The 18,162-nt window shown below is 57.0% G+C and carries 18 protein-coding genes; 6 read left to right on the top strand and 12 right to left on the bottom strand.

All coding sequences use genetic code 11. The features are described from left to right. Positions 1 to 9: 9 nt before the first annotated feature. The 5 genes from DA792_RS00590 to DA792_RS00610 are packed head-to-tail and all read left to right on the top strand — an operon-like array spanning position 10 to position 4,394. On the top strand, positions 10 to 723 hold the full coding sequence (locus tag DA792_RS00590) for an ABC transporter ATP-binding protein (RefSeq protein ID WP_107717460.1): 714 nt from the start codon (positions 10 to 12) through the stop codon (positions 721 to 723). Further along, positions 720 to 1,421, top strand: a complete 702-nt coding sequence (locus DA792_RS00595; protein WP_107717462.1) for an ABC transporter ATP-binding protein — start codon at positions 720 to 722, stop codon at positions 1,419 to 1,421. Before DA792_RS00590 ends, DA792_RS00595 begins: the two co-directional genes overlap by 4 nt. Before the next feature lies 1 nt (position 1,422). After that, the gene (locus tag DA792_RS00600; protein ID WP_159075123.1) at positions 1,423 to 2,286 is read left to right on the top strand and encodes a branched-chain amino acid ABC transporter permease; all 864 of its coding nucleotides are present in this window, start codon (positions 1,423 to 1,425) and stop codon (positions 2,284 to 2,286) included. A 9-nt stretch (positions 2,287 to 2,295) separates the two neighbouring features. Further along, positions 2,296 to 3,288 (top strand): branched-chain amino acid ABC transporter permease, encoded by a 993-nt coding sequence (locus DA792_RS00605; RefSeq protein ID WP_107717467.1) that lies wholly within the window; start codon positions 2,296 to 2,298, stop codon positions 3,286 to 3,288. After that, positions 3,285 to 4,394: an NAD(P)-dependent alcohol dehydrogenase gene (locus tag DA792_RS00610; RefSeq protein WP_107717469.1), complete on the top strand. Its 1,110-nt coding sequence runs from the start codon at positions 3,285 to 3,287 to the stop codon at positions 4,392 to 4,394. The genes DA792_RS00605 and DA792_RS00610 overlap by 4 nt, the downstream gene beginning before the upstream one ends. A gap of 171 nt (positions 4,395 to 4,565) precedes the next feature. Here DA792_RS00610 and DA792_RS00615 read toward each other — a convergent pair whose 3' ends face one another. From DA792_RS00615 to DA792_RS00670, 12 genes are all read right to left on the bottom strand, one after another. Continuing rightward, positions 4,566 to 6,011, bottom strand: a complete 1,446-nt coding sequence (locus tag DA792_RS00615) for an aldehyde dehydrogenase (protein ID WP_107717471.1) — start codon at positions 6,009 to 6,011, stop codon at positions 4,566 to 4,568. Positions 6,012 to 6,022: 11 nt separating this feature from the next. Continuing rightward, positions 6,023 to 6,802, bottom strand: a complete 780-nt coding sequence (locus tag DA792_RS00620; protein ID WP_107717473.1) for a coniferyl-alcohol dehydrogenase — start codon at positions 6,800 to 6,802, stop codon at positions 6,023 to 6,025. Positions 6,803 to 6,807: 5 nt separating this feature from the next. Further along, positions 6,808 to 8,283: a flavin-containing monooxygenase gene (locus DA792_RS00625; protein WP_107717476.1), complete on the bottom strand. Its 1,476-nt coding sequence runs from the start codon at positions 8,281 to 8,283 to the stop codon at positions 6,808 to 6,810. A gap of 14 nt (positions 8,284 to 8,297) precedes the next feature. Further along, positions 8,298 to 9,140 carry an alpha/beta fold hydrolase gene (locus DA792_RS00630; protein ID WP_159075124.1) on the bottom strand — a complete coding sequence of 281 codons (843 nt, stop codon included), beginning with the start codon at positions 9,138 to 9,140 and terminating at the stop codon, positions 8,298 to 8,300. Positions 9,141 to 9,264: 124 nt separating this feature from the next. Beyond that, entirely contained in the window at positions 9,265 to 10,032 is a 768-nt protein-coding gene (locus DA792_RS00635) for a 3-ketoacyl-ACP reductase (protein ID WP_107717481.1), read from the bottom strand. Between the two features lies 1 nt (position 10,033). After that, positions 10,034 to 10,762, bottom strand: a complete 729-nt coding sequence (locus DA792_RS00640; RefSeq protein ID WP_107717483.1) for an ABC transporter ATP-binding protein — start codon at positions 10,760 to 10,762, stop codon at positions 10,034 to 10,036. Then, positions 10,759 to 11,517 (bottom strand): ABC transporter ATP-binding protein, encoded by a 759-nt coding sequence (locus DA792_RS00645; RefSeq protein WP_107717485.1) that lies wholly within the window; start codon positions 11,515 to 11,517, stop codon positions 10,759 to 10,761. Before DA792_RS00645 ends, DA792_RS00640 begins: the two co-directional genes overlap by 4 nt. Then, positions 11,514 to 12,803, bottom strand: coding sequence for a branched-chain amino acid ABC transporter permease (locus DA792_RS00650; protein ID WP_107717487.1), 1,290 nt, complete (start codon positions 12,801 to 12,803; stop codon positions 11,514 to 11,516). Before DA792_RS00650 ends, DA792_RS00645 begins: the two co-directional genes overlap by 4 nt. An 18-nt stretch (positions 12,804 to 12,821) precedes the next feature. Then, on the bottom strand, positions 12,822 to 13,781 hold the full coding sequence (locus DA792_RS00655; RefSeq protein WP_107717489.1) for a branched-chain amino acid ABC transporter permease: 960 nt from the start codon (positions 13,779 to 13,781) through the stop codon (positions 12,822 to 12,824). A 3-nt stretch (positions 13,782 to 13,784) separates the two neighbouring features. Next, positions 13,785 to 14,717: an SMP-30/gluconolactonase/LRE family protein gene (locus DA792_RS00660; RefSeq protein ID WP_107717491.1), complete on the bottom strand. Its 933-nt coding sequence runs from the start codon at positions 14,715 to 14,717 to the stop codon at positions 13,785 to 13,787. 93 nt (positions 14,718 to 14,810) lie between these two features. Continuing rightward, entirely contained in the window at positions 14,811 to 16,046 is a 1,236-nt protein-coding gene (locus tag DA792_RS00665; RefSeq protein ID WP_107717493.1) for a branched-chain amino acid ABC transporter substrate-binding protein, read from the bottom strand. A gap of 370 nt (positions 16,047 to 16,416) precedes the next feature. After that, positions 16,417 to 17,154: an SDR family NAD(P)-dependent oxidoreductase gene (locus tag DA792_RS00670; RefSeq protein WP_254679210.1), complete on the bottom strand. Its 738-nt coding sequence runs from the start codon at positions 17,152 to 17,154 to the stop codon at positions 16,417 to 16,419. A gap of 170 nt (positions 17,155 to 17,324) precedes the next feature. On the opposite strand from DA792_RS00670, the gene DA792_RS00675 reads away from it, so the two are divergent. Beyond that, complete coding sequence (locus tag DA792_RS00675; RefSeq protein ID WP_159075125.1) at positions 17,325 to 18,110, top strand: IclR family transcriptional regulator; 786 nt, start codon at positions 17,325 to 17,327, stop codon at positions 18,108 to 18,110. Positions 18,111 to 18,162 lie beyond the last annotated feature (52 nt).

Consider the following 18,162-nt stretch of genomic DNA (forward strand, 5'->3'; position numbering starts at 1 on the left):
ATATTCGACATGCTCGAAGTTTCTCATCTCAAGAAACATTTCGGCGCGCTCAAGGTCATCGACGGGGTCGACCTGTCGGTGGCGCGTGGCGAAGTGTTAGGTATTCTCGGTCCCAACGGGGCCGGAAAAAGCACCCTGTTCAACCTCATTTCCGGCAATTTGCCTCCGACGAATGGGATCATACGGCTGAAAGGAGTGGACATCACCAAGGCCAACCCATGGACTCGCGTGCGGGACGGCATTGGCCGGACCTTTCAGGTGCCGCATCCTTTCGGGCATCTGACCGTGTTCGAAAATGTGCTGGTCAGTGCGACACAGGTCAGGCGGCAAAGCGTTGCGGCGGCCCGCCCTGAGGTCAATCGCATTCTCGATCTGTGCCACCTGTCTCATCGGGCGCGCGTCCCGGCGGGGGATCTGCCGCTTCTGGATCTCAAAAGGCTCGAACTGGCCAAGGCGCTTGGGACAAATCCCGATCTTTTGCTGCTCGATGAGATTGCAGGCGGGTTGACCGACAGCGAGTGCGGCGCGCTTTTGGATATTCTCGACACGATCAAAGCCGAGGGCGTCACCATCGTCTGGATTGAACATATCGTTCATGCGTTGATCCGCGTGGCGACCCGTCTGGTGGTTTTGGCCGAAGGGACGTTGATCGCAAACGGCACGCCCGAAGAGGTCATGGCCGACACAAAGGTGCGCAACCTCTATTTGGGAGTGGAGGCATGAGCGCTCTTTTGGAATTGCGTGATTTGAACGTATTTTACGGTGCGTTTCATTCGGTGCATGGCATCAACATCACCTGTCAGGAGGGCGAAATCGTGTCGCTGATCGGGGCGAATGGGGCGGGTAAAAGTTCGACCCTGCGCGCGATCATCGGACAGGTGCCGCGCATCACCGGCGAGATGCGTTTTGACGGAGAGGATATGTCAAAATGTTCGACCCCCGACCGGATCGCCTCCGGTATTGCCTTGGTGCCAGAAGGACGTCGCCTGTTTCCCAATTTGACGGTCGAAGAAAACCTAATGATCGGGGTCTATACGGGGCGTCCCGGGCCGATTGGTCTCAAGGATGTCTACGCGATTTTCCCCGTGCTCTTAGAGCGGCGCAAACAGTTCGCCCGGCAACTTTCCGGTGGTCAGCAACAGATGGTTGCCATCGGTCGCGCCCTGATGATGAATCCCCGTTTGGTGTTGTTCGATGAAATCAGCCTTGGATTATCGCCAAAGATCATCGGCGATATTTACGAGGTTTTGCCCCGCATTCGGGATCGCGGGTTGAGCATGATCCTTGTCGAACAGGACATCTCCCGCGCTCTCGCGATGGCAGATCATTTTGTCTGTATGCTCGAAGGCCGCATTTCTCTGGCTGGGCGTCCGGCCGATGTCACCCGCGCACAAATCGCCGCCAGCTATTTCGGAGACTGATATGACAGGCCTTCTCGACCAGATCATTCAGGCCAGCCTCTTGGGCGGTCTTTACGCTATTTTCGCCCTCGGCCTAGCGATTTCTGTTGGTGTTTTGAAATTCATCAACGTCGCCCATGGCGACCTCATCGTGGCTATGTCGTTTTTGATGCTGACACTGACCGAGAGTCTCGGCTTGCCTGCGCCGATTGCCTTTGCGCTTTTGATCCCGATCGGAGCGGGGATGGGGTGGCTTTTGCAATATGGGCTGTTTCAACGCGCGGCCAGTCAGAACGAGCTACAGATCATCCTGATCACTTTTGGGCTGTCGGTTATCCTGCAAAACGGGCTTTTGGGGATTTATGGCGCCGACACGCGCAAGGTGACGGCGGGTGGCATTGAACTCGCCTCACTGCATCTCTTCGGCAATATCAATGTCGGGATTCTCCCCCTGATCATTTTTGCCACGGCCTGCGTGTTGATCGCGGGGCTTGAACAGCTTTTGTATCGCACCGGGCTGGGTGTCAAAATCCGCGCTATCGCGGATGCGCCCGAAGCGGCGCGTCTTGTTGGTCTCAAAGTTGCGGGGCTGATGGCCACGGCCATGGCGCTGGTCGGGATCACCGAAGCGGTCTCTGGCGGTTTGATGTCGATCTGGACCAACTTTGATCCCTCCTCTGGGTCAAGCCGCCTTTTGATCGCCTTCGAGGTCGTCGTGTTGGCCGGGCTCGGCAGTTTCTGGGGCGTACTCGTTGGCGGGATCATCATCGCCTTGGCGCAAACTTTCGGCGGTATGGTCGACAGTGCCTACCAGGTGCTTGCCGGTCACATCGTCTTTCTCATCCTTTTCCTCGCCCGCCCTCAGGGCCTTTTCCCGAAGACGTAAGGTGACACCATGACAACCGGACTCGTTCTTTTCGGCCGTATCGCATTGGCTCTCGGGTTGATTGGCCTCTGTGCCGCACCCGTCCTTTTTTCTCCGGCGATGCTTGTACTTTTGACACAGGCGCTGACCATGCTGACCTTGGCGATGCTGTGGAACCTTGTTGCTGGATATGGCAACGTGATGGTGATCGGCCAACATGCTTTTGTTGGGATCGGGGCTTATGCTTTTTATGGCTTTGCCATGCTGGCAGGATGGCACATGGCCGTGGCTTTGCCCGCCGCAATGGCGGTGACCTTGGTGTTTGGTGTTGCGGTCTACGCCATGCTTTATCGGCTGCGCACCGCGTATCTTGCGGTCGGGAGCTGGGTCGTTGCCGAAACTTTGATGCTGATTGCAAGCCGCCTTCCGGGCTTTGGTGGCGGGTCGGGTGCAAGCCTCCCGACGAGCCTGTTGCGCAGTTTGGGGGCGCGCGCGCCGGAACGGCTTTCGACGATCTACATTCTCGTCTTGGTCATGGCGGTTCTGGCTTTTGGTTTGATTTGGGGCTTAATGCGCTCGCGGATCGGCCTTGGCCTTGCCGCGTTGCGTGACAGCGAAGAGGGTGCCGCCGTTGCGGGAGTGAACACCCGCCTTGTGCGCGCGGCGAGCTTTATCCTCGCGGCTCCGATGGTTGGTCTCGTTGGTGTGCTCATCACGTTACAAAAGGGGCGGATTTCCCACATTGCCTCGTTTTCGATGCTCGATTGGACCATCTATGTGTTGTTCATCGTCGTGATTGGCGGGCTGGGGAGCCTCGAAGGGCCGATCATCGGAACGCTGATCTTTTTCCTGCTGCGCGAACTGCTTCAGGATTACGGCACACTCTATCTCATCACGCTCGGCACGATCTCGATCCTCGTTGTGCTTTTCGCGCCGAAAGGCGTCTGGGGGTTGGCACGGCGCAAATTGGGCCGCGATCTGATCCCGCTCACCCATGATCCGAAAACCGGAGACTTGACATGAAAATCCAAGCCGCCATCGCCCGCGATCCAGGCAAGCTCAGCTACGAGACCCTGACACTCGACGTCCCTCGCCCCAATGAAATCCTTGTGCGCGTCGTCGCCACCGGGATCTGTCACACCGATCTGTCCGCGATCAACCAGCTTTTGCCCGCGCGGCTGCCGATGGTGCCGGGCCACGAGGGCGCAGGCATTGTCGAGGCGGTCGGTTCGGCGGTCACCAAGGTCGCACCCGGTGATCATGTGGTGATGACCTATGATTATTGCGACGACTGCCGGGCCTGCCGGGATCACGATCACACCTATTGTCATCACGCGGTGGAGCGGTGTTTCCTCGGCGATCGACCTGATGGCAGCAGCACACTTTTTGACGCTCAAGACGCCGTGGTCCATGGTAGTTTCTTTGGCCAATCCTCTCTGGCCACCTATGCGCTGTGTTATGATCGCAATGTGATCAAGGTCCGTAAAGACGCGCCGCTGGATGTGCTCGGCCCACTCGCTTGCGGCATTCAAACCGGGGCGGGGGCAGTATTCAATGCGCTGGGGGTGACGAAACAAACGGATTTTGCCGTCTTTGGGGCAGGAGCCGTGGGGTTGAGTGCCGTCATGGCGGCGCATGTGGCGGGCGCGCCCACGATCATTGCGGTCGACATTTCCGAGGAGCGGCTTGAGATGGCCCGCGATTTTGGCGCAACCCATGTATTCAATAGCCGCACAGAAGATCCCGTCGCCTTTATTCAAAGTGTGACCGAGGGCGGTGTGTTACGCTCGCTGGACACAAGCGGCGTTCCCACTGTCATGCAACAGGCGCTGGCCGCCACGGCTCCGCGTGGAACCTGCGGCTGGCTTGCGGGCGTTGATCCGGCGCTTGAAGTGCCAATCAATCCGACCTTTCTCTTGGCCGGGCGTAGTGTCAAAGGCATCATCGAAGGCGAAAGTCATGACGCACAGACGTTTATCACAAAACTTGTCGATCTTTACATGGAGGGGCGATTTCCCTTTGATAAGATGTGCCAGTTTTACGAAATGGATCAATTGGAACAGGCTTTGGTCGACAGTAAATCTGGGGCGACGATCAAGCCGATCATTCGCTTTCACGCACAAAACTAAGTCCGCTTCTTAAGCTGTGCGGGAGCTTTCAAAGCATGCAGGAGATGAGATAAAGCGCCTTAGAACACTGTGGCAGTCTCGTGGATATGGTCTTTGTGCTCAATTGATCATACCCCACAGCGTGCAAGCTGCCTCTATATCAGCGGGGAGCCAACGTAGAGGCAACAAGGTCTAAAACGGATAATGTTGTTTTGGATTCTCCACCGTAATCCAACGCAGATCGGTGAACTCGGCAATCCCAGCCTTGCCACCAAACCTGCCATAGCCCGAAGCCTTGACCCCGCCAAACGGCATTTGTGGCTCATCCGAAACCGTCGGCCCGTTGATGTGGCAAATGCCGCTCTCAATTCGGTTGGCAACTTCAAAAGCGCGCGTGATGTCTTGGGAAAACACTGCCGCCGACAGGCCATATTCGGTGTCATTGGCCACGCGCACCGCCTCGTCGGTGTCGCGCACGCGGATGATGGATTTCACCGGGCCAAAGCTTTCCTCGGCATAGATGCGCATGTCCGGGGTGACGCCATCCAAAAGCGTCGCGGAATGGATCGCGCCTGTGCGCGTGCCGCCCGCAACAAGGGTTGCGCCCTTGGCCGTCGCATCCGCAATCAACGCGTCCATTTTTTCGGCGGAGGCCTCTGTCACCAATGATCCCAAAACCACCTTGCCGCGTGGATCGCCATGGGGTAGCGCCGCCGCCCGTTTGGCCAAAGCCTCGACAAAGGCGTCGGCCATGGCGTCGACCACGATGATACGTTCGGTCGACATACAAATCTGACCTTGGTTCATAAAAGAGCCAAAAATCGCGGCGTTCACCGCGCCCTCCAAATCGGCGTCCTCCAAGATCACCAAAGGCGCTTTGCCACCGAGTTCCAACAACGCCGGTTTGAGGTTTTCCCCCGCCAAACGCCCGATGATCCGGCCCACGCCGGTGGAGCCAGTGAAGTTTACATGACGCACTTCGGGGGCTTCGATCAGCGCTTTGACCACAGCGGCGGCGTCCGCAGGCGCGTTGGAGATCACGTTGATCGCCCCTTTTGGCAGGCCCGCCTCATTCAAACATTCGCCGATCAACCGATGGGTGCGCGGGCAGAGTTCGGAGGACTTCAACACCACTGTATTGCCACAAGCCAAAGCCATCGCCACTGCCCGCGTGCCTAAAATCACCGGCGCATTCCATGGTGCGATGCCAAGGCACACGCCTTTCGGCTTGGCCACGGCCATCGCCAAAGTGCCAGGTTTGTTGGCGGGGATCACCTCGCCGCCGATTTGAGTGGTCATCGCACCCGCCTCGCGCAACATGCCCGCCGCCAAATGGGCGTTGAACCCGGCCCAGATCGTGGTTGCGCCGGTTTCCTTAACCATAGAGGCCACAAAATCCGCGTTGCGCGCCTCCATGATGTCGGCGGCTTTCATCAACAGCTTGCGCCGCGCTTCTGGCCCTGTGGCGGACCATTCGGCAAAGGCGGCTTGAGCGCTGGCCACGGCTTTGAGCGCATCAGATATAGAGGCGGCTGCGGCTGTGGTCGCGATCTCTCCCGTCACCGGATCATGCCGATCAAAGGTCGCGCCGGCCTCGGCGGCCACAAAGTCGCCCCCAATCAAAAAATTCAATGTCATCTCTCTCTCCCTTAGCTCAAACCATTGCTCGTTGCCTCGATATGCGCGCGCATACCGCCGTCACAGGCGATGTTGACACCGCGCAACCAAACCGAGCCCTCGGAGAGCAAAAACGCCACAACCGGAGCAATATCGGTCGGCGCCCCCGGACGGTCCATGATCCGCATATCTTCTTCGGCACGTTCGCCCAGAGTTTCAAGGAAGTCACCTAAAATTGGCGTGTCCACCGGGCCGGGGCTGACCGCGTTCATCCGAATACCACGGTCGCGCCACATCCAACGCATTTCATGTGTCCAAGCCACAAGCGCTTGTTTCGTAAAAAAATAGCTGTTGTCCGTGGTGATGTCATGTGCCGCACAAAACCCGGGAACGCCAGCATGGGTGAGGCTGGCGGCGGCCTTGATTTTATCCACCTCATCTTCCCAGCCAAGCCCCGCCAAAGAGGCCAGATTGACGATAGACGCCCCGTCTTTCAGACTGTCCACCAGCCCCAGCGTCAGCTTTTTAAGCGCCACGAGATTGACCGTCACCACCACCTCTTTCGGGGCAGTCGGCGGCACGCCCGCGATATTGGCAAGCCCGTCAGCCTGTTCGGTCTTCAGCGTTTCGATCAGCGCCTCCAACCCCGCCTCATCAGTCAAATCGACCTGATGAAAGGCATCAAGCGCAACTGTCGGCGTATTGCGGTCGACACCAATGACGCGCGCGCCTGCGGCTTTGACTTGCTTGGCGGTTTCCTGTCCGATGCCAGAAGAGACGCCGGTGATGATAATGGTTTTCCCTGTCAACATCTCGCTCACTCCGCTGCCGTCAGGGATTGGGTGGTATAGCCTGCCGGGTGGAAACGGCCGTTCTCATCCCGGAAACTATGGGCAAAATCCGGCCAGATCAGTGTCAAACGCCCCGAGCGTTCATCAACGTACCAAGATTTACAGCCGCCCGCGAGCCAGACCGTGCCCTGAGACATCACGTCGATTTTGTCCATGTAGGCCTCTTCGGCCTCGGGTTTGACCTCGATCACTGACACGTTTTGCGCCTCAATATGATCCAGCGCGCCGAGGATGTAATCAACCTGCGCTTCGATGATATAGACCACAGAATTGTGCCCCAGCCCGGTGTTCGGACCGTTGATGATAAACAGGTTCGGATAGCCATGCACTGCAATGGAATCATAGGCCTGCATCCCCTTGTCCCAATGAGCATCCAAGCTGATGCCCTCGGCCCCAAAAATTCGCGCCGCAAACGGCGGGCGCACGGCTTCAAAGCCGGTGGCAAAGATCAACACGTCCAATTCATAGGCCTCACCCGATGCGCCAATCGCTTTGGTGCCGTCCACACGCGCCAAGGCTGAAGCTTCAAGTGTGGTGTTCTCGGCGGCAATCGCCGGGTAATAGGTGTTTGAAATCAAAAGACGTTTGCAGCCAATTTCGTAATCCGGCGTGAGCTTTTTCAAAAGCTCAGGGTCTTTGATATGGGTCTCGCGATGGCTCACGGCCAAGGTTTTGGCCTCTTCCAAAAACCGCGGTATGTTGCGGCGTTGGGCAAAGTTGAACTCGCCCGCCCAGAAAATTTCAGAGCGCATATCCTCGATCACGCTGGGATCGCGGCGGCACATCCGGCGTTCGCCCGCCGTGTATTCGCGATCCCACCGTGGCACCATATAGGGCGCGGAACGTTGAAACACGACCATTTCAGAGGCGCATTTTTGCATCTCAGGAATGATCTGAATCGCGGAGGCGCCAGAGCCAATCACCCCAATGCGTTTGCCATTGAGATCAACGGAATGATCCCAATCGGCGGAGTGGAAGACCTCACCTTTGAAGCTGTCGAGACCGTCAATTTTGGGCATATGCCCATCGGCCAAATGGCCCGTTCCCGTGATCAGGATTTTCGCCCGGTAGGTGCCGTTGGAGGTCTCAACTACCCATTCATTGGCCTCGGCGTCCCAACGGCTTTCCAACATATCGGTGTCGAAATGGATATGTGGGAGGATGCCCTCATCTTCGGCGCAGGTACGGATGTAGGATTGGATCTCCCCACCCGGCGAAAACACTCGCGTCCAGTCGGGGTTGGGCAGGTAGCTGTAGGAATAAAGGTGGCTTGGCACGTCGCAGGCGATACCCGGATAATGGTTGTCGCGCCATGTGCCGCCGACATCATTGGCGCGCTCAATCAGGACAAAATCCTCGCGGCCGGTGCGTTTTAATTGGATCGCCATGCCGAGGCCCGCAAACCCCGCGCCGATGATCAGGATCGGTGTGTTGGTGGTCATATTTTAGGTCCTCCTTAGGGCTTTTGCGCCGGAATGATCGTTCCAGCCGGATAGGCGTCGGGCTTGGCGGAAAAACGATCGACGTAGTGGAAAAGTTCTGCGGCGCGTTCATGCACAACTGCATGGCCTGCGGGGATTTCGGCATACCGCGCGTCTTCAATAGCACCAAACAATTGTTTTGAATGATGTTTTGGCACCATCATGTCATAGGTGCCGCCCATCACCAGCGTCTTGGCGGTGATGGTTTCGCAGGCGGCCGTGATGTCGATCCTTGTGTTGAGATCCATCTGTTTATCAACAAAGGGGCTCATTTTGAGCATCTCGGCCGCCGCGATCATGTCGTCCAGCGTTTTCATGTTCATGAAGGCGGGGGAAAAGGCGCAGAAGGTCATATATTCCGTGATCAACGGGCTGTTTTGATCGCGCAGCGCACGCCAAACATGGTTGCGCATCTGTTGGTGGACGTCGGTTTTCAACCAGCCTGCGACCAAGATTAAATTGGCGATTTTTGCGCCCATCTCAGAGGCGGCTTGCGCGGCGACAACCGCGCCAAGCGAATAGCCCATCAAGGTCACCGTCCCCTCAGGCACCTCAGTTTCAATCACCGCACGCACCTGCGCCACCAGATCGGACAGCTCAAGCGTGTCGCCCTTGGGCTCAGACCAATCCAGCGCTATCACCCGCTGGCGATAGGCCATCATCGGAAAAATATAGCCGTAATGGCCATCAATCGACCCGGCGGTGCCATGTATAAGCACAAGCGGTACGCGGGCATTGTCCGGTCCGGCCACGCGGTAGCGCACAGTCACACCATTCACGGTGATCTCGCCTTCACGGAAAGGTTGGGTGTCGAGCATGTCTTCTCTCCTTCTCAACAAATCTTCCCCGTCCACAGCCCTACACATGCAGAGCTTTGGCACCGTCTCGGGCGCGCCAGACGGGGGATTTAAGTTAATGATTGGGGGTACACCCCCGCTAAAGTCAGGCGGTCGGGATATGAAACCCGCCGTCTACGTAAATCGGTTGTCCTGTCACATAAGGGAGCGCGCCGGAGGCCAATGAGGCCGTCACCGTGCCAATGTCATGGGGCTCGCCCCAGCGTCTTTGAGCCACGGCCCCACTGTCGATATAGGCGTCGATCTTGTCGGCCGGCGCCGACCCGGTCATCTCGGTGCGGATAAAGCCGGGGCGAATTTCATGCACCGCAATGCCATGCGTACCCAACCGGTCGGCATAGAGTTTTGCCACCATCGACAGCCCGGCTTTTGAAACGCAATACGGGCTGCGATCGGTCGAGACATGGCTTGCGGCAATCGAGGTGATGAAGGTGATCGAGCGGTAGCTGTCCACTTTGCGGCTCACCATGCGTTTGGCCAGTTCCTGGGTGAAAAAGAACGTCCCGCGCAGGTTCACGCCAAGGTTCATGTCAAAAGCCGCCGCTCCGATCTCCAACAGATCGGTCAAAGGCCGCGAGGCGATACCCGCATTGTTCACCAGTGCATCCACCGGGCCAAGTGCGGCCTCGGCAGCGTCAATCGCACCTGCATGGCATCCAAGATCGGCCAAATCCATCGGACCAAACCACGCTTTCGCGCCCAAAGCCTCAAGCTCTCTCACCACAGCTTCGGCCTTTTTATCGACCACAAGGTCAAGCCCCGCCACGTCAAATCCGGCCTTGGCCAAGCCCAAAGCGATGCCACGGCCAAGCCCCTGACGAGCCCCGGTGACTAGTGCAACAGGTCGGGTCATTTCATACCTCCAGCCATTCGGCGCGCACGTCCGGGGCGTCCATCAACCCCTGCGGCGTGCCTTCAAACACGATTTCGCCATGGCCCATGACGTAAAGCCTGTGGGAAATATCCAAAGCGATGACCAATTTCTGTTCAACCAACAGGATCGACACGCCCTTGGCGGCGATCTGTTCCAACAACGCACCGACGGCGGCGACCATTTTGGGCGCGAGGCCCTCGGTCGGCTCATCGACCATAATCAAATCCGGGTCGCCAATCAGAGTGCGGCAGATTGTCAGCATCTGTTGCTCACCGCCCGACAGCGATCCAGCATTGGTTTCCGCACGGGTGCGCAGCACCGGAAAAAGATCAAAAATCTCCTCCATAGACCACCGCCCTTCGCCTTTCGGTTTAAGCCCTAGGATCAGATTCTCACGCACCGTCAAATCCGGGAAAACATCGCGGCTTTCGGGGACATAGCCGATCCCGGCATGGGCGATTTTATGCGGTTTTTGCCCGCCCAAAGCGAGACCGGAAAATGCCACCTCGCCCTTGGTCGTCACTGCCCCCATGATCGCCTTCAACAGCGTCGAGCGCCCGGCACCATTGCGGCCCAAAAGCGAAACGATTTCGCCGCGCTTCACCTCTAAATTGACGCCATGCAGGATGTGGCTTTTGCCATACCAAGCCTCAAGTCCGTGCACCGACAAAAGCGTTTCGGCGGTGATGGTCAACTCTGGCTTGCTCATGCCGCGTCCTCCTCGGTTGCGCCCAAATAGGCCTCTTGCACGGCCGTGTTGGCACGGATGTCCTCAGGCGTACCGGTGGCGATGATCTCACCGTAGACCAAGACCGAAATGCGGTCCGCCATCTCAAAGATCACGCCCATGTCATGTTCAACCATCAACAAAGTCTTGCCCTCGGTCACTTTCATGATCAACTCAAGCGCCGCGTCCGTCTCCGAATGGCTCATCCCGGCCATCGGCTCATCAAGTAACAACGTATGTGCGCCAGAGGCCACCGCAAGACCCAGTTCCAGTGCGCGTTGTTCCGGGTAACTCAGGCTTTCGGCGCTGTCATCGCGGCGATGGGTCAGGCTCAATTGCTCAAGAAGCCGATCACATTCCTCCGCCACATCGCGTAGTCCTGCGGTCGGCCGTAGGATCGAATAGCGATGACCTAGTTTCCACAGCACCGCACAGCGTAGGTTTTCCAAAACCGTCATCTGCGGGAAAATATTGGTGATTTGAAACGATCGCGACAAGCCCATCCGTACGATCTCCGCAGGCGGCTTTCCGGCGATGTTATGACCGTCAAACAAGATCTCGCCCGATGTCGGCGCGATGCGCCCGGAAATCAAGTGAAACAACGTCGATTTTCCTGCCCCGTTTGGCCCGATCAAGGCGTGACGTTCACCTTTGCGCAGGTCCAGATTGACGCCGCGAATGATCTCGACCGGGCCAAAGGATTTACGCAATTTGCGCAGTTCTAACGCGGAGTTCATGCCAGCTCTCCTTTTGCAACAGTTCCAAGCGCATGGCGCAACGTCGCGAGGCGGTCCAACAGCATACGCAACACAAGCGCGCCCCCGCTCAGCACCCCGCCCCCAAGGCCCCAAGACCAAATCGCGCTTGCGTCCATTGGCAGGCCAAGGATCGACATCTTCGGCCCCAAAGCCGCATCCAACCCAGCACGATAGCCCAATTCGACCAGAACGATCAGACCAAACAGCATGGCGGCTCCGACCGCGCCGATGGCAGTCAAAAGTGGGGCTTGGCGGCCAAATGTACCCGAGCGCATCAAGGTGATGCCATTGACCAAAATGCCGGCCAAACCGCCGGGGGCGACCATCACCACAAAGATGAACAACAGGCCGAAATACATCATCCACGCCGGGCTGATATCCGAGAGCCAGACCTTCATCATGCCGATCACGATCGCGCCCAAGACCGGGCCAAAGAAATGCCGCGTGCCGCCGATATAAGTCATCAAAAGCACTAGGGTGGAGGTGCCAGCCCCAAGCTCATTGACGGTGATGATTTCGAAATTCAACGCCGCCAAGGAGCCCGCGACTCCGGCAATGCCAGCCGCGATGGCATAGGCCGACATCCGAATGCGCCGCGCCGAAAATCCCAAAAACTCAATGCGTTCCGCATTGTCTCTCACGCCATTGGTAAGCAGCCCAAGTGGCGTGCGAGTGAAATAGTAGAGCAGCGCGGCACAGATCAGGAACCAGACGGCAACGATGACATAAATGTCGCTGTTGGCACCATAAGCCATGCCAAAGGACGCGCCAAGGTCCATCCGGTCCATCGAAACGCCCTCTTCGGAACCGTAGATCGACGGGAACAGAGCAGCGGCGGCATAGACCAATTCGGCCAGCCCCAGAGTGATCATCGCGAACGGCATTCCGCCGCGACCCGACGACAACCAGCCGCCGAAAACACCCAAGGCAAAGGCCCCTAAACCGCCAATCAAAGGGATCAGGGGCAGCGGGAAATTCATCCCTGCCTCGGCCAAGCGCAACACCGCATGGGTGGCGACAAATCCGCCCAAACCAAAGAAGGTACCATGGCCCAGAGACAACAGCCCGGTTTGGCCCAAAAGCACGTTATAAGAGAGTGCGAAAATCGCCATGGTGCCAAGATAGTTCAGTGTCGACATCATGGAATTGCTGGTGAACAGCATGGGTAACAGCACGAGGGTCAGCGCAATCCCCGCCCAAGGGAAGGCTGCGGCGACACGCAAATTGCGCTCTGGCGCTGTGGGTTCAACTGTGTTGATCGTCATTGTTTTGATCCTTTCCGCTCAGGAGCGCTTGCCGATCAGCCCCATTGGGCGGAACAACAGCATGGCGACGAGCAGGAGATAGGGAATTACGGGGCCGACTTGCGACACGGAGACGTTCCAGACGTCAGACACCAACGCGCCGAACATGGCGGGTGGTTGATGGACGCCGATTAGGGCGAAAACATCCGCAATAGAGAGGTCGATGGCGACGGCGAAGGTTTGGATAAAGCCGACCAAAAGTGAGGCGATGAACGCCCCCGTCAGAGAGCCAAGCCCACCCACGACCACGATCACAAACAAGATCGGCCCAAGTGCTGCGGCCATGGACGGTTGGGTGATCAGGATCGGGCCACCGATCACGCCGGCCACCCCCGCCAACGCGGAACCAACACCAAACACCGACATGAACACCAAAGGCACGTCATGACCGAGCATCGATACCATTTCGGGATGGGTGAGCGAAGCTTTGACAATCAGGCCAACACGGGTGCGGGTCAACAACAGCGCGAGACCAGAAAAAATCACGATCGACATCACCAACATGAACAGGCGAAACGCCGGGTAACCTGTGCCAAAAATCTCAAAAGCCGTGAAATTCAACGCGTCCGGCACCTGAAAATCCATCGGGCTGCGACCCCAAATCATCTGTACTGCTTCTTCGATGACAAACGCCAAACCGAAGGTGAACAGAAGCTCCCCCAAATGGCCGAATTTATGCACCCGGCGCAGGCCGTAGCGTTCGACCAGCGCGCCCAAAAGGCCCACACAAATTGGGGCCAAGAGCAGCGCCGGGAAAAAGCCGACATGTTTGGAAATCTCAAAGCCAAAATAGGCCCCGACCATGAAGAAACTGGCGTGGGCAAAGTTCAAAACGCCCATCATCGAAAAGATCAACGTCAGGCCAGAGGCCAGCAAAAACAACAACATGCCGTAGAGCGTGCCGTTGAGCAGGGAAAAGGTGATAACTTCGATGCTCATCCGTTACAGTCCCGAAAAATTAGGTTTGAGGCCCGCGCGCGGCCAGTCCATAGCGATCAAACGCCCGCTGCCCGACAGGGTGATATAGGCAGTTTTCATCTCCGGGCCGCCAAAGGCGATATTGGTGGAAAACGGATCGGGCATGGCCACGGTTTCAACCTCTTTGCCCTCGGGCGAAATCACCGTGATGCAGCCCGGCGTCAGGCCCGCACAACAAATGTTGCCATTCTCTTCAACGGCCAGACTGTCATAGCGCTTAAAGCCCTCCACCTGCGCCAAAACGGCCGCACCCGGTTCAAACGGGTTTTGTGGCGCAATCTGGCCCGGCCCGATGATGTCATAGGCGTAGAGCCGGCCGGTTTCGGTGTCGGCGACATACACAGTGGCCTGATCTGGCGACAAGCCAACGCCATTGGCAGTTGTGATTGGATAGGCAATTTCACAGGCAAATGAGCCATCCGGCGCACCATAATAAAGCCCGCCATGGACAAATGAGCGTTCGGTGCGGGTGCCGTGATCGGTGAACCAAAGCCCACCGTCGCGATCAATCACGATGTCATTGGGCATCAACAGCGCATGACCGTCGATCTCACGGTAGAGCTCAGTGACCTCTCCAGTCTCAAGATCAACCCGTTCGATCCGACCGCCGTCATAACCGGGATTGCCGCCAACAGGCTGGGTCACGCCACCGGGATTGCCCCAAGCAAAGCCATCGCCATTGTTACAAATATAAAGCGCGCCGTCTTTGCCGACGGCGGCCCCGTTTGGTGCGCCTTTGAGCGTGATCACAACTTCTTTTGTGCCGTCTGGATAGACTTTGGTTAGGCAGTTGTTTTTGATTTCACAGACAAGGACGGAGCCGTCTTTCATGACGACAGGACCTTCGGGAAAGCCCAGGCCAGATGTGATGTCGCGATAAGGATAGTCTATGCGCATATTTTTTCCTCCAAAACCCCGTGTCCGCTTAGGGCAATCGTGCCCCGACAGCGTGTCTTTGTCGCCATGGGGTGCACGATGCCTGTAGCAGGTTTACGGGCGGTCCATCTCGCAGGTGGAGGGCAAGGCGATGGTGTCAGCCGGGATCAACGCCACGTTGGTCCAGCCCCAGCCGGTGCCTTCTTCGTCAAGGCCACCCTCAGCGACAGGGGCAAATTTGGACACGGCCATTTGGGTGACGATCTGGTGATCTTCGGGACGCATAAATGCGGGCGCGCCATAGACGGTTTCGAATTCGACCCCTTCGAGTGCGGCCACAAGATCATCCACCTCATTGGTTCCCGCCGCTTTTGCCGCCATGGTGAGGGCGCGAATGGCAGAGGTGTCACCGGGAAAGGCACTGGCCGATGTGTTGGTGGCGGCGCGGAACTGAACCTCATAGGCGGCCAGATCGTCATTCACGATACCCGCATCCCCGTCAAAGGCGGAGTAGACCAATCCATCCAGACCCGATTGGGCCATCGCGGTTGGAGCCCCCGGACCGGTGGAAAAATAGGTGAACCATTCGGCTTCAAGCCCGGATTCACCTGCCGCTTTGAGTTCCAGCGCCAAATCTGCGCCCCAATCGGAGGTGATCACCGCCTGCGCGCCGGAAGCCTTGATTTTGGCGATATAGGGAGTGAAATCGGTGATTTTCTGCAACGGGTGGGTATCGTCGCCGACCCATTCAATGTCTGGGCGTGCCATGCCAACCATGTCGAGGATCGACTGACGGGTGGTTTGACCTGAGGAGCCTTCGGCATTGAGCAGGTAGACTTTGGTGATATCGTCACGCCCAGACAGGTAGGAGGCCAGACCTGCGGTTTTCATCTCGGCGTTGAGCACCCAAGAGAAGCTGTAATAACTGCATTTCTCGCCGGTGATCGCCGGGTCGTGGGAGGCCCCGTCAAACACGATGACTTTGCTATCGGGGTTGCGGCGGTTGTATTTGCGCACGAAATCGACCAGCGCAAAGGTGTTCGACGAGGAAACCGAGGTTTGCAAAATACGCGCGCCAGCGTCGATGGCTTTCTCGGCCTGAATCGCGGTTTCTTGTGGCGACATTTTGTTGTCAAATGTCAGGATTTCGATCTGTTGGCCATTAAGGCCCCCCTTGCCATTCACGTCATCGACAGCAAAGCGCAGAACCTTTTCGATCCGCTCGCTCACCACCGCGGCAGGACCGGAAAACGGATCGATCATCGCAAATTTGAATGTATCCTCAGCAAAAGCGCCCTGCGCGGCCATCAAGGCAAGGCTGGATGCAAATAGGACGTTGGTTTTCTTCATGGTATCCTCCCGATGACAGTCGTCGATTGGTCCCGCTTTTATAAAAACAGGATACCGCGCAAGAGGCGGCTTGCCCAACTGAACTGTCGTTTGTTTCCAATGGCCGAAGCCACGTCACACCGCCCCATTGATCTGTGCGTTTGGGGTCGATGTGCCTCCGTGTGTACATGGTGGCGTTTTTATCGGGTTTTGGTCAACTCAATGAGTTCGATATGTGGACTTTTTATAATTTTTTTAATGCTGAAATTTTTCAAAGCCCGAAATATAATTTAATTTATATGATTTATATCAATCTATTAATGGAAAAATTCCCACCAATATTTTCTAAATTTTTGGTGGGAATTTTATATATATAGACCGTATATTGGACTCAATAAGTCGCGCGCCCACCAGACATGTCGAAGACGGAGCCTGAATTGAACGAACAATCGGCGCTGATCATAAAGCAAATCATTGCCGCACATTCTTCAACCGTACCAAATCGACCCTGCGGGATTCGCGACAGTGAGAATTGCACCTGCTCAGGTGGAAGCTGGTCCATCAGTGCGGTTTTGATCAGGCCGGGGGCAAAACAATTCGCCCGCACCTCGCTCAGCGCAAGCTCCTTGCCTAGAGATTTGGTAAAACCAATGATCCCCGCCTTTGCAGCGGAGTAGCTCGACGAATTCGGATTGCCCTCCTTGCCCGCAACTGAGGCCACTGTCACGATCCTCCCATAATTGCGCGCGATCATGCCGTCAATCACGGCTCGGGCGCAGAGGAAAACACCTCCCAGATGGATGTCTATGACATGCCGCCAGGCGCTGTAATCATGGCCTTGAACTGGATGGGTGGGGCCAGTGATGCCCGCGGCAGTGACCAAAATATCGACCTTGCCAAAGGCCGCTTCTGTGCCTGCCTGTGCTGTCATGACCGAGTCTTCATTGCTGACGTCAACACTAAGCCCCTGTGCTCCCACGCCAAGTTGGGTTGCCGCCTCCTGCGCGCCCTTCAAGTCCCAGATCGCCACCTGCCCCCCTTCGGACAGCACCCTTTTCGCAACCGCAAACCCGATCCCACGCGCTCCGCCCGTGATCACTGCGACCTGATTTTCAAATCGTTTTGACATGCGCATTCCTTTTTTGCCGGACATTTTTGTCCACTATGTTGACTTTGTTCATGCGCTATCGCTTATGGATATAGATTGAATTTGCAAGTGAAGCGCTAAAATGGGCGAAAATTTAACAAATAATCCATAAAAAAGTCCGCATAATGGTCTTCGTTAAGGGAAAAATAGGGATGGAGCAGATCAAAGAGACGTCGGGAAAAAGTCAGGTGGTGGAACGCACCTGCTTGATTCTGCGCGAGTTGGGCCGGCACGGGCCAAGGGGGGCGCGGTTGATTGACTTGACCCAGCGGAGTCGCCTGAGTCGCCCAACCGTGCATCGCATTTTGGCCACGCTTTGCGCCGAAAATTTTGTGCAGCGAACCGAGGATCGGCGCTACCGCCTGTCCTCGGTGATGTATGAACTGGGCCTCAATGCGCCCAGCCCGGTGGGTGATCCGGAACGCCTGCGCCCTCTGATCCAAGGTTTGGCAGATAGATGTGGTGATACGGTCTATTTGGCGATGCGGACGGGGGATTTTTCTCACTACTTGTTGCGCTGCGAAGGGGCTTATCCAATCCGCACCCATGTGGTCTCTGCCAATCAAACGCTGCATCTGGTCTCTGGTCACTCTGGGCGCGCACTATTGGCCGCCATGCCCGAAGACGAGGCCGAAGACATCATCACCCGCGCCAGTCGCGACAGGAGCCTGTTTGGGGAAGCCTCGCCGGACAGTTTCCGCGAAGAAGTCGAAAACCTGCGCGAGCGCGGTTACGGCTGGGCGCGCGATGTGACCTTTATTGGCGTGGCAGGCCTGACGGTTCCGGTGCCCAATCCACGTGGCGCGGCTTATTTGGCGGTCACAATTTCATCTATCCCCCAGCGGCTTACTCAGGAGCGGGCGCAAAGTTTACTCAAGGACCTGCATGCCACAGCACAGGGGGTGTCAAATCTGATTGAAATAAACACTGCGATATAAGGGACGCATTTACGACGTTTGGTTCGGAAGAGATTAAAGTGGAAAGGCCACG

The organism is Celeribacter baekdonensis, from assembly GCF_003047105.1.
GTDB lineage: Bacteria > Pseudomonadota > Alphaproteobacteria > Rhodobacterales > Rhodobacteraceae > Celeribacter > Celeribacter baekdonensis_B.

Excerpts from the sequence above, each read along its gene's own strand:
- DA792_RS00590 (WP_107717460.1), top strand. The coding sequence starts at position 10 with ATGCTCGAAGTTTCTCATCTCAAGAAACATTTCGGCGCGCTCAAGGTC.
- DA792_RS00595 (WP_107717462.1), top strand. The coding sequence starts at position 720 with ATGAGCGCTCTTTTGGAATTGCGTGATTTGAACGTATTTTACGGTGCG.
- DA792_RS00600 (WP_159075123.1), top strand. The coding sequence starts at position 1,423 with ATGACAGGCCTTCTCGACCAGATCATTCAGGCCAGCCTCTTGGGCGGT.
- DA792_RS00605 (WP_107717467.1), top strand. The coding sequence starts at position 2,296 with ATGACAACCGGACTCGTTCTTTTCGGCCGTATCGCATTGGCTCTCGGG.
- DA792_RS00610 (WP_107717469.1), top strand. The coding sequence starts at position 3,285 with ATGAAAATCCAAGCCGCCATCGCCCGCGATCCAGGCAAGCTCAGCTAC.
- DA792_RS00615 (WP_107717471.1), bottom strand. The coding sequence starts at position 6,011 with ATGACATTGAATTTTTTGATTGGGGGCGACTTTGTGGCCGCCGAGGCC.
- DA792_RS00620 (WP_107717473.1), bottom strand. The coding sequence starts at position 6,802 with ATGTTGACAGGGAAAACCATTATCATCACCGGCGTCTCTTCTGGCATC.
- DA792_RS00625 (WP_107717476.1), bottom strand. The coding sequence starts at position 8,283 with ATGACCACCAACACACCGATCCTGATCATCGGCGCGGGGTTTGCGGGC.
- DA792_RS00630 (WP_159075124.1), bottom strand. The coding sequence starts at position 9,140 with ATGCTCGACACCCAACCTTTCCGTGAAGGCGAGATCACCGTGAATGGT.
- DA792_RS00635 (WP_107717481.1), bottom strand. The coding sequence starts at position 10,032 with ATGACCCGACCTGTTGCACTAGTCACCGGGGCTCGTCAGGGGCTTGGC.
- DA792_RS00640 (WP_107717483.1), bottom strand. The coding sequence starts at position 10,762 with ATGAGCAAGCCAGAGTTGACCATCACCGCCGAAACGCTTTTGTCGGTG.
- DA792_RS00645 (WP_107717485.1), bottom strand. The coding sequence starts at position 11,517 with ATGAACTCCGCGTTAGAACTGCGCAAATTGCGTAAATCCTTTGGCCCG.
- DA792_RS00650 (WP_107717487.1), bottom strand. The coding sequence starts at position 12,803 with ATGACGATCAACACAGTTGAACCCACAGCGCCAGAGCGCAATTTGCGT.
- DA792_RS00655 (WP_107717489.1), bottom strand. The coding sequence starts at position 13,781 with ATGAGCATCGAAGTTATCACCTTTTCCCTGCTCAACGGCACGCTCTAC.
- DA792_RS00660 (WP_107717491.1), bottom strand. The coding sequence starts at position 14,717 with ATGCGCATAGACTATCCTTATCGCGACATCACATCTGGCCTGGGCTTT.
- DA792_RS00665 (WP_107717493.1), bottom strand. The coding sequence starts at position 16,046 with ATGAAGAAAACCAACGTCCTATTTGCATCCAGCCTTGCCTTGATGGCC.
- DA792_RS00670 (WP_254679210.1), bottom strand. The coding sequence starts at position 17,154 with ATGTCAAAACGATTTGAAAATCAGGTCGCAGTGATCACGGGCGGAGCG.
- DA792_RS00675 (WP_159075125.1), top strand. The coding sequence starts at position 17,325 with ATGGAGCAGATCAAAGAGACGTCGGGAAAAAGTCAGGTGGTGGAACGC.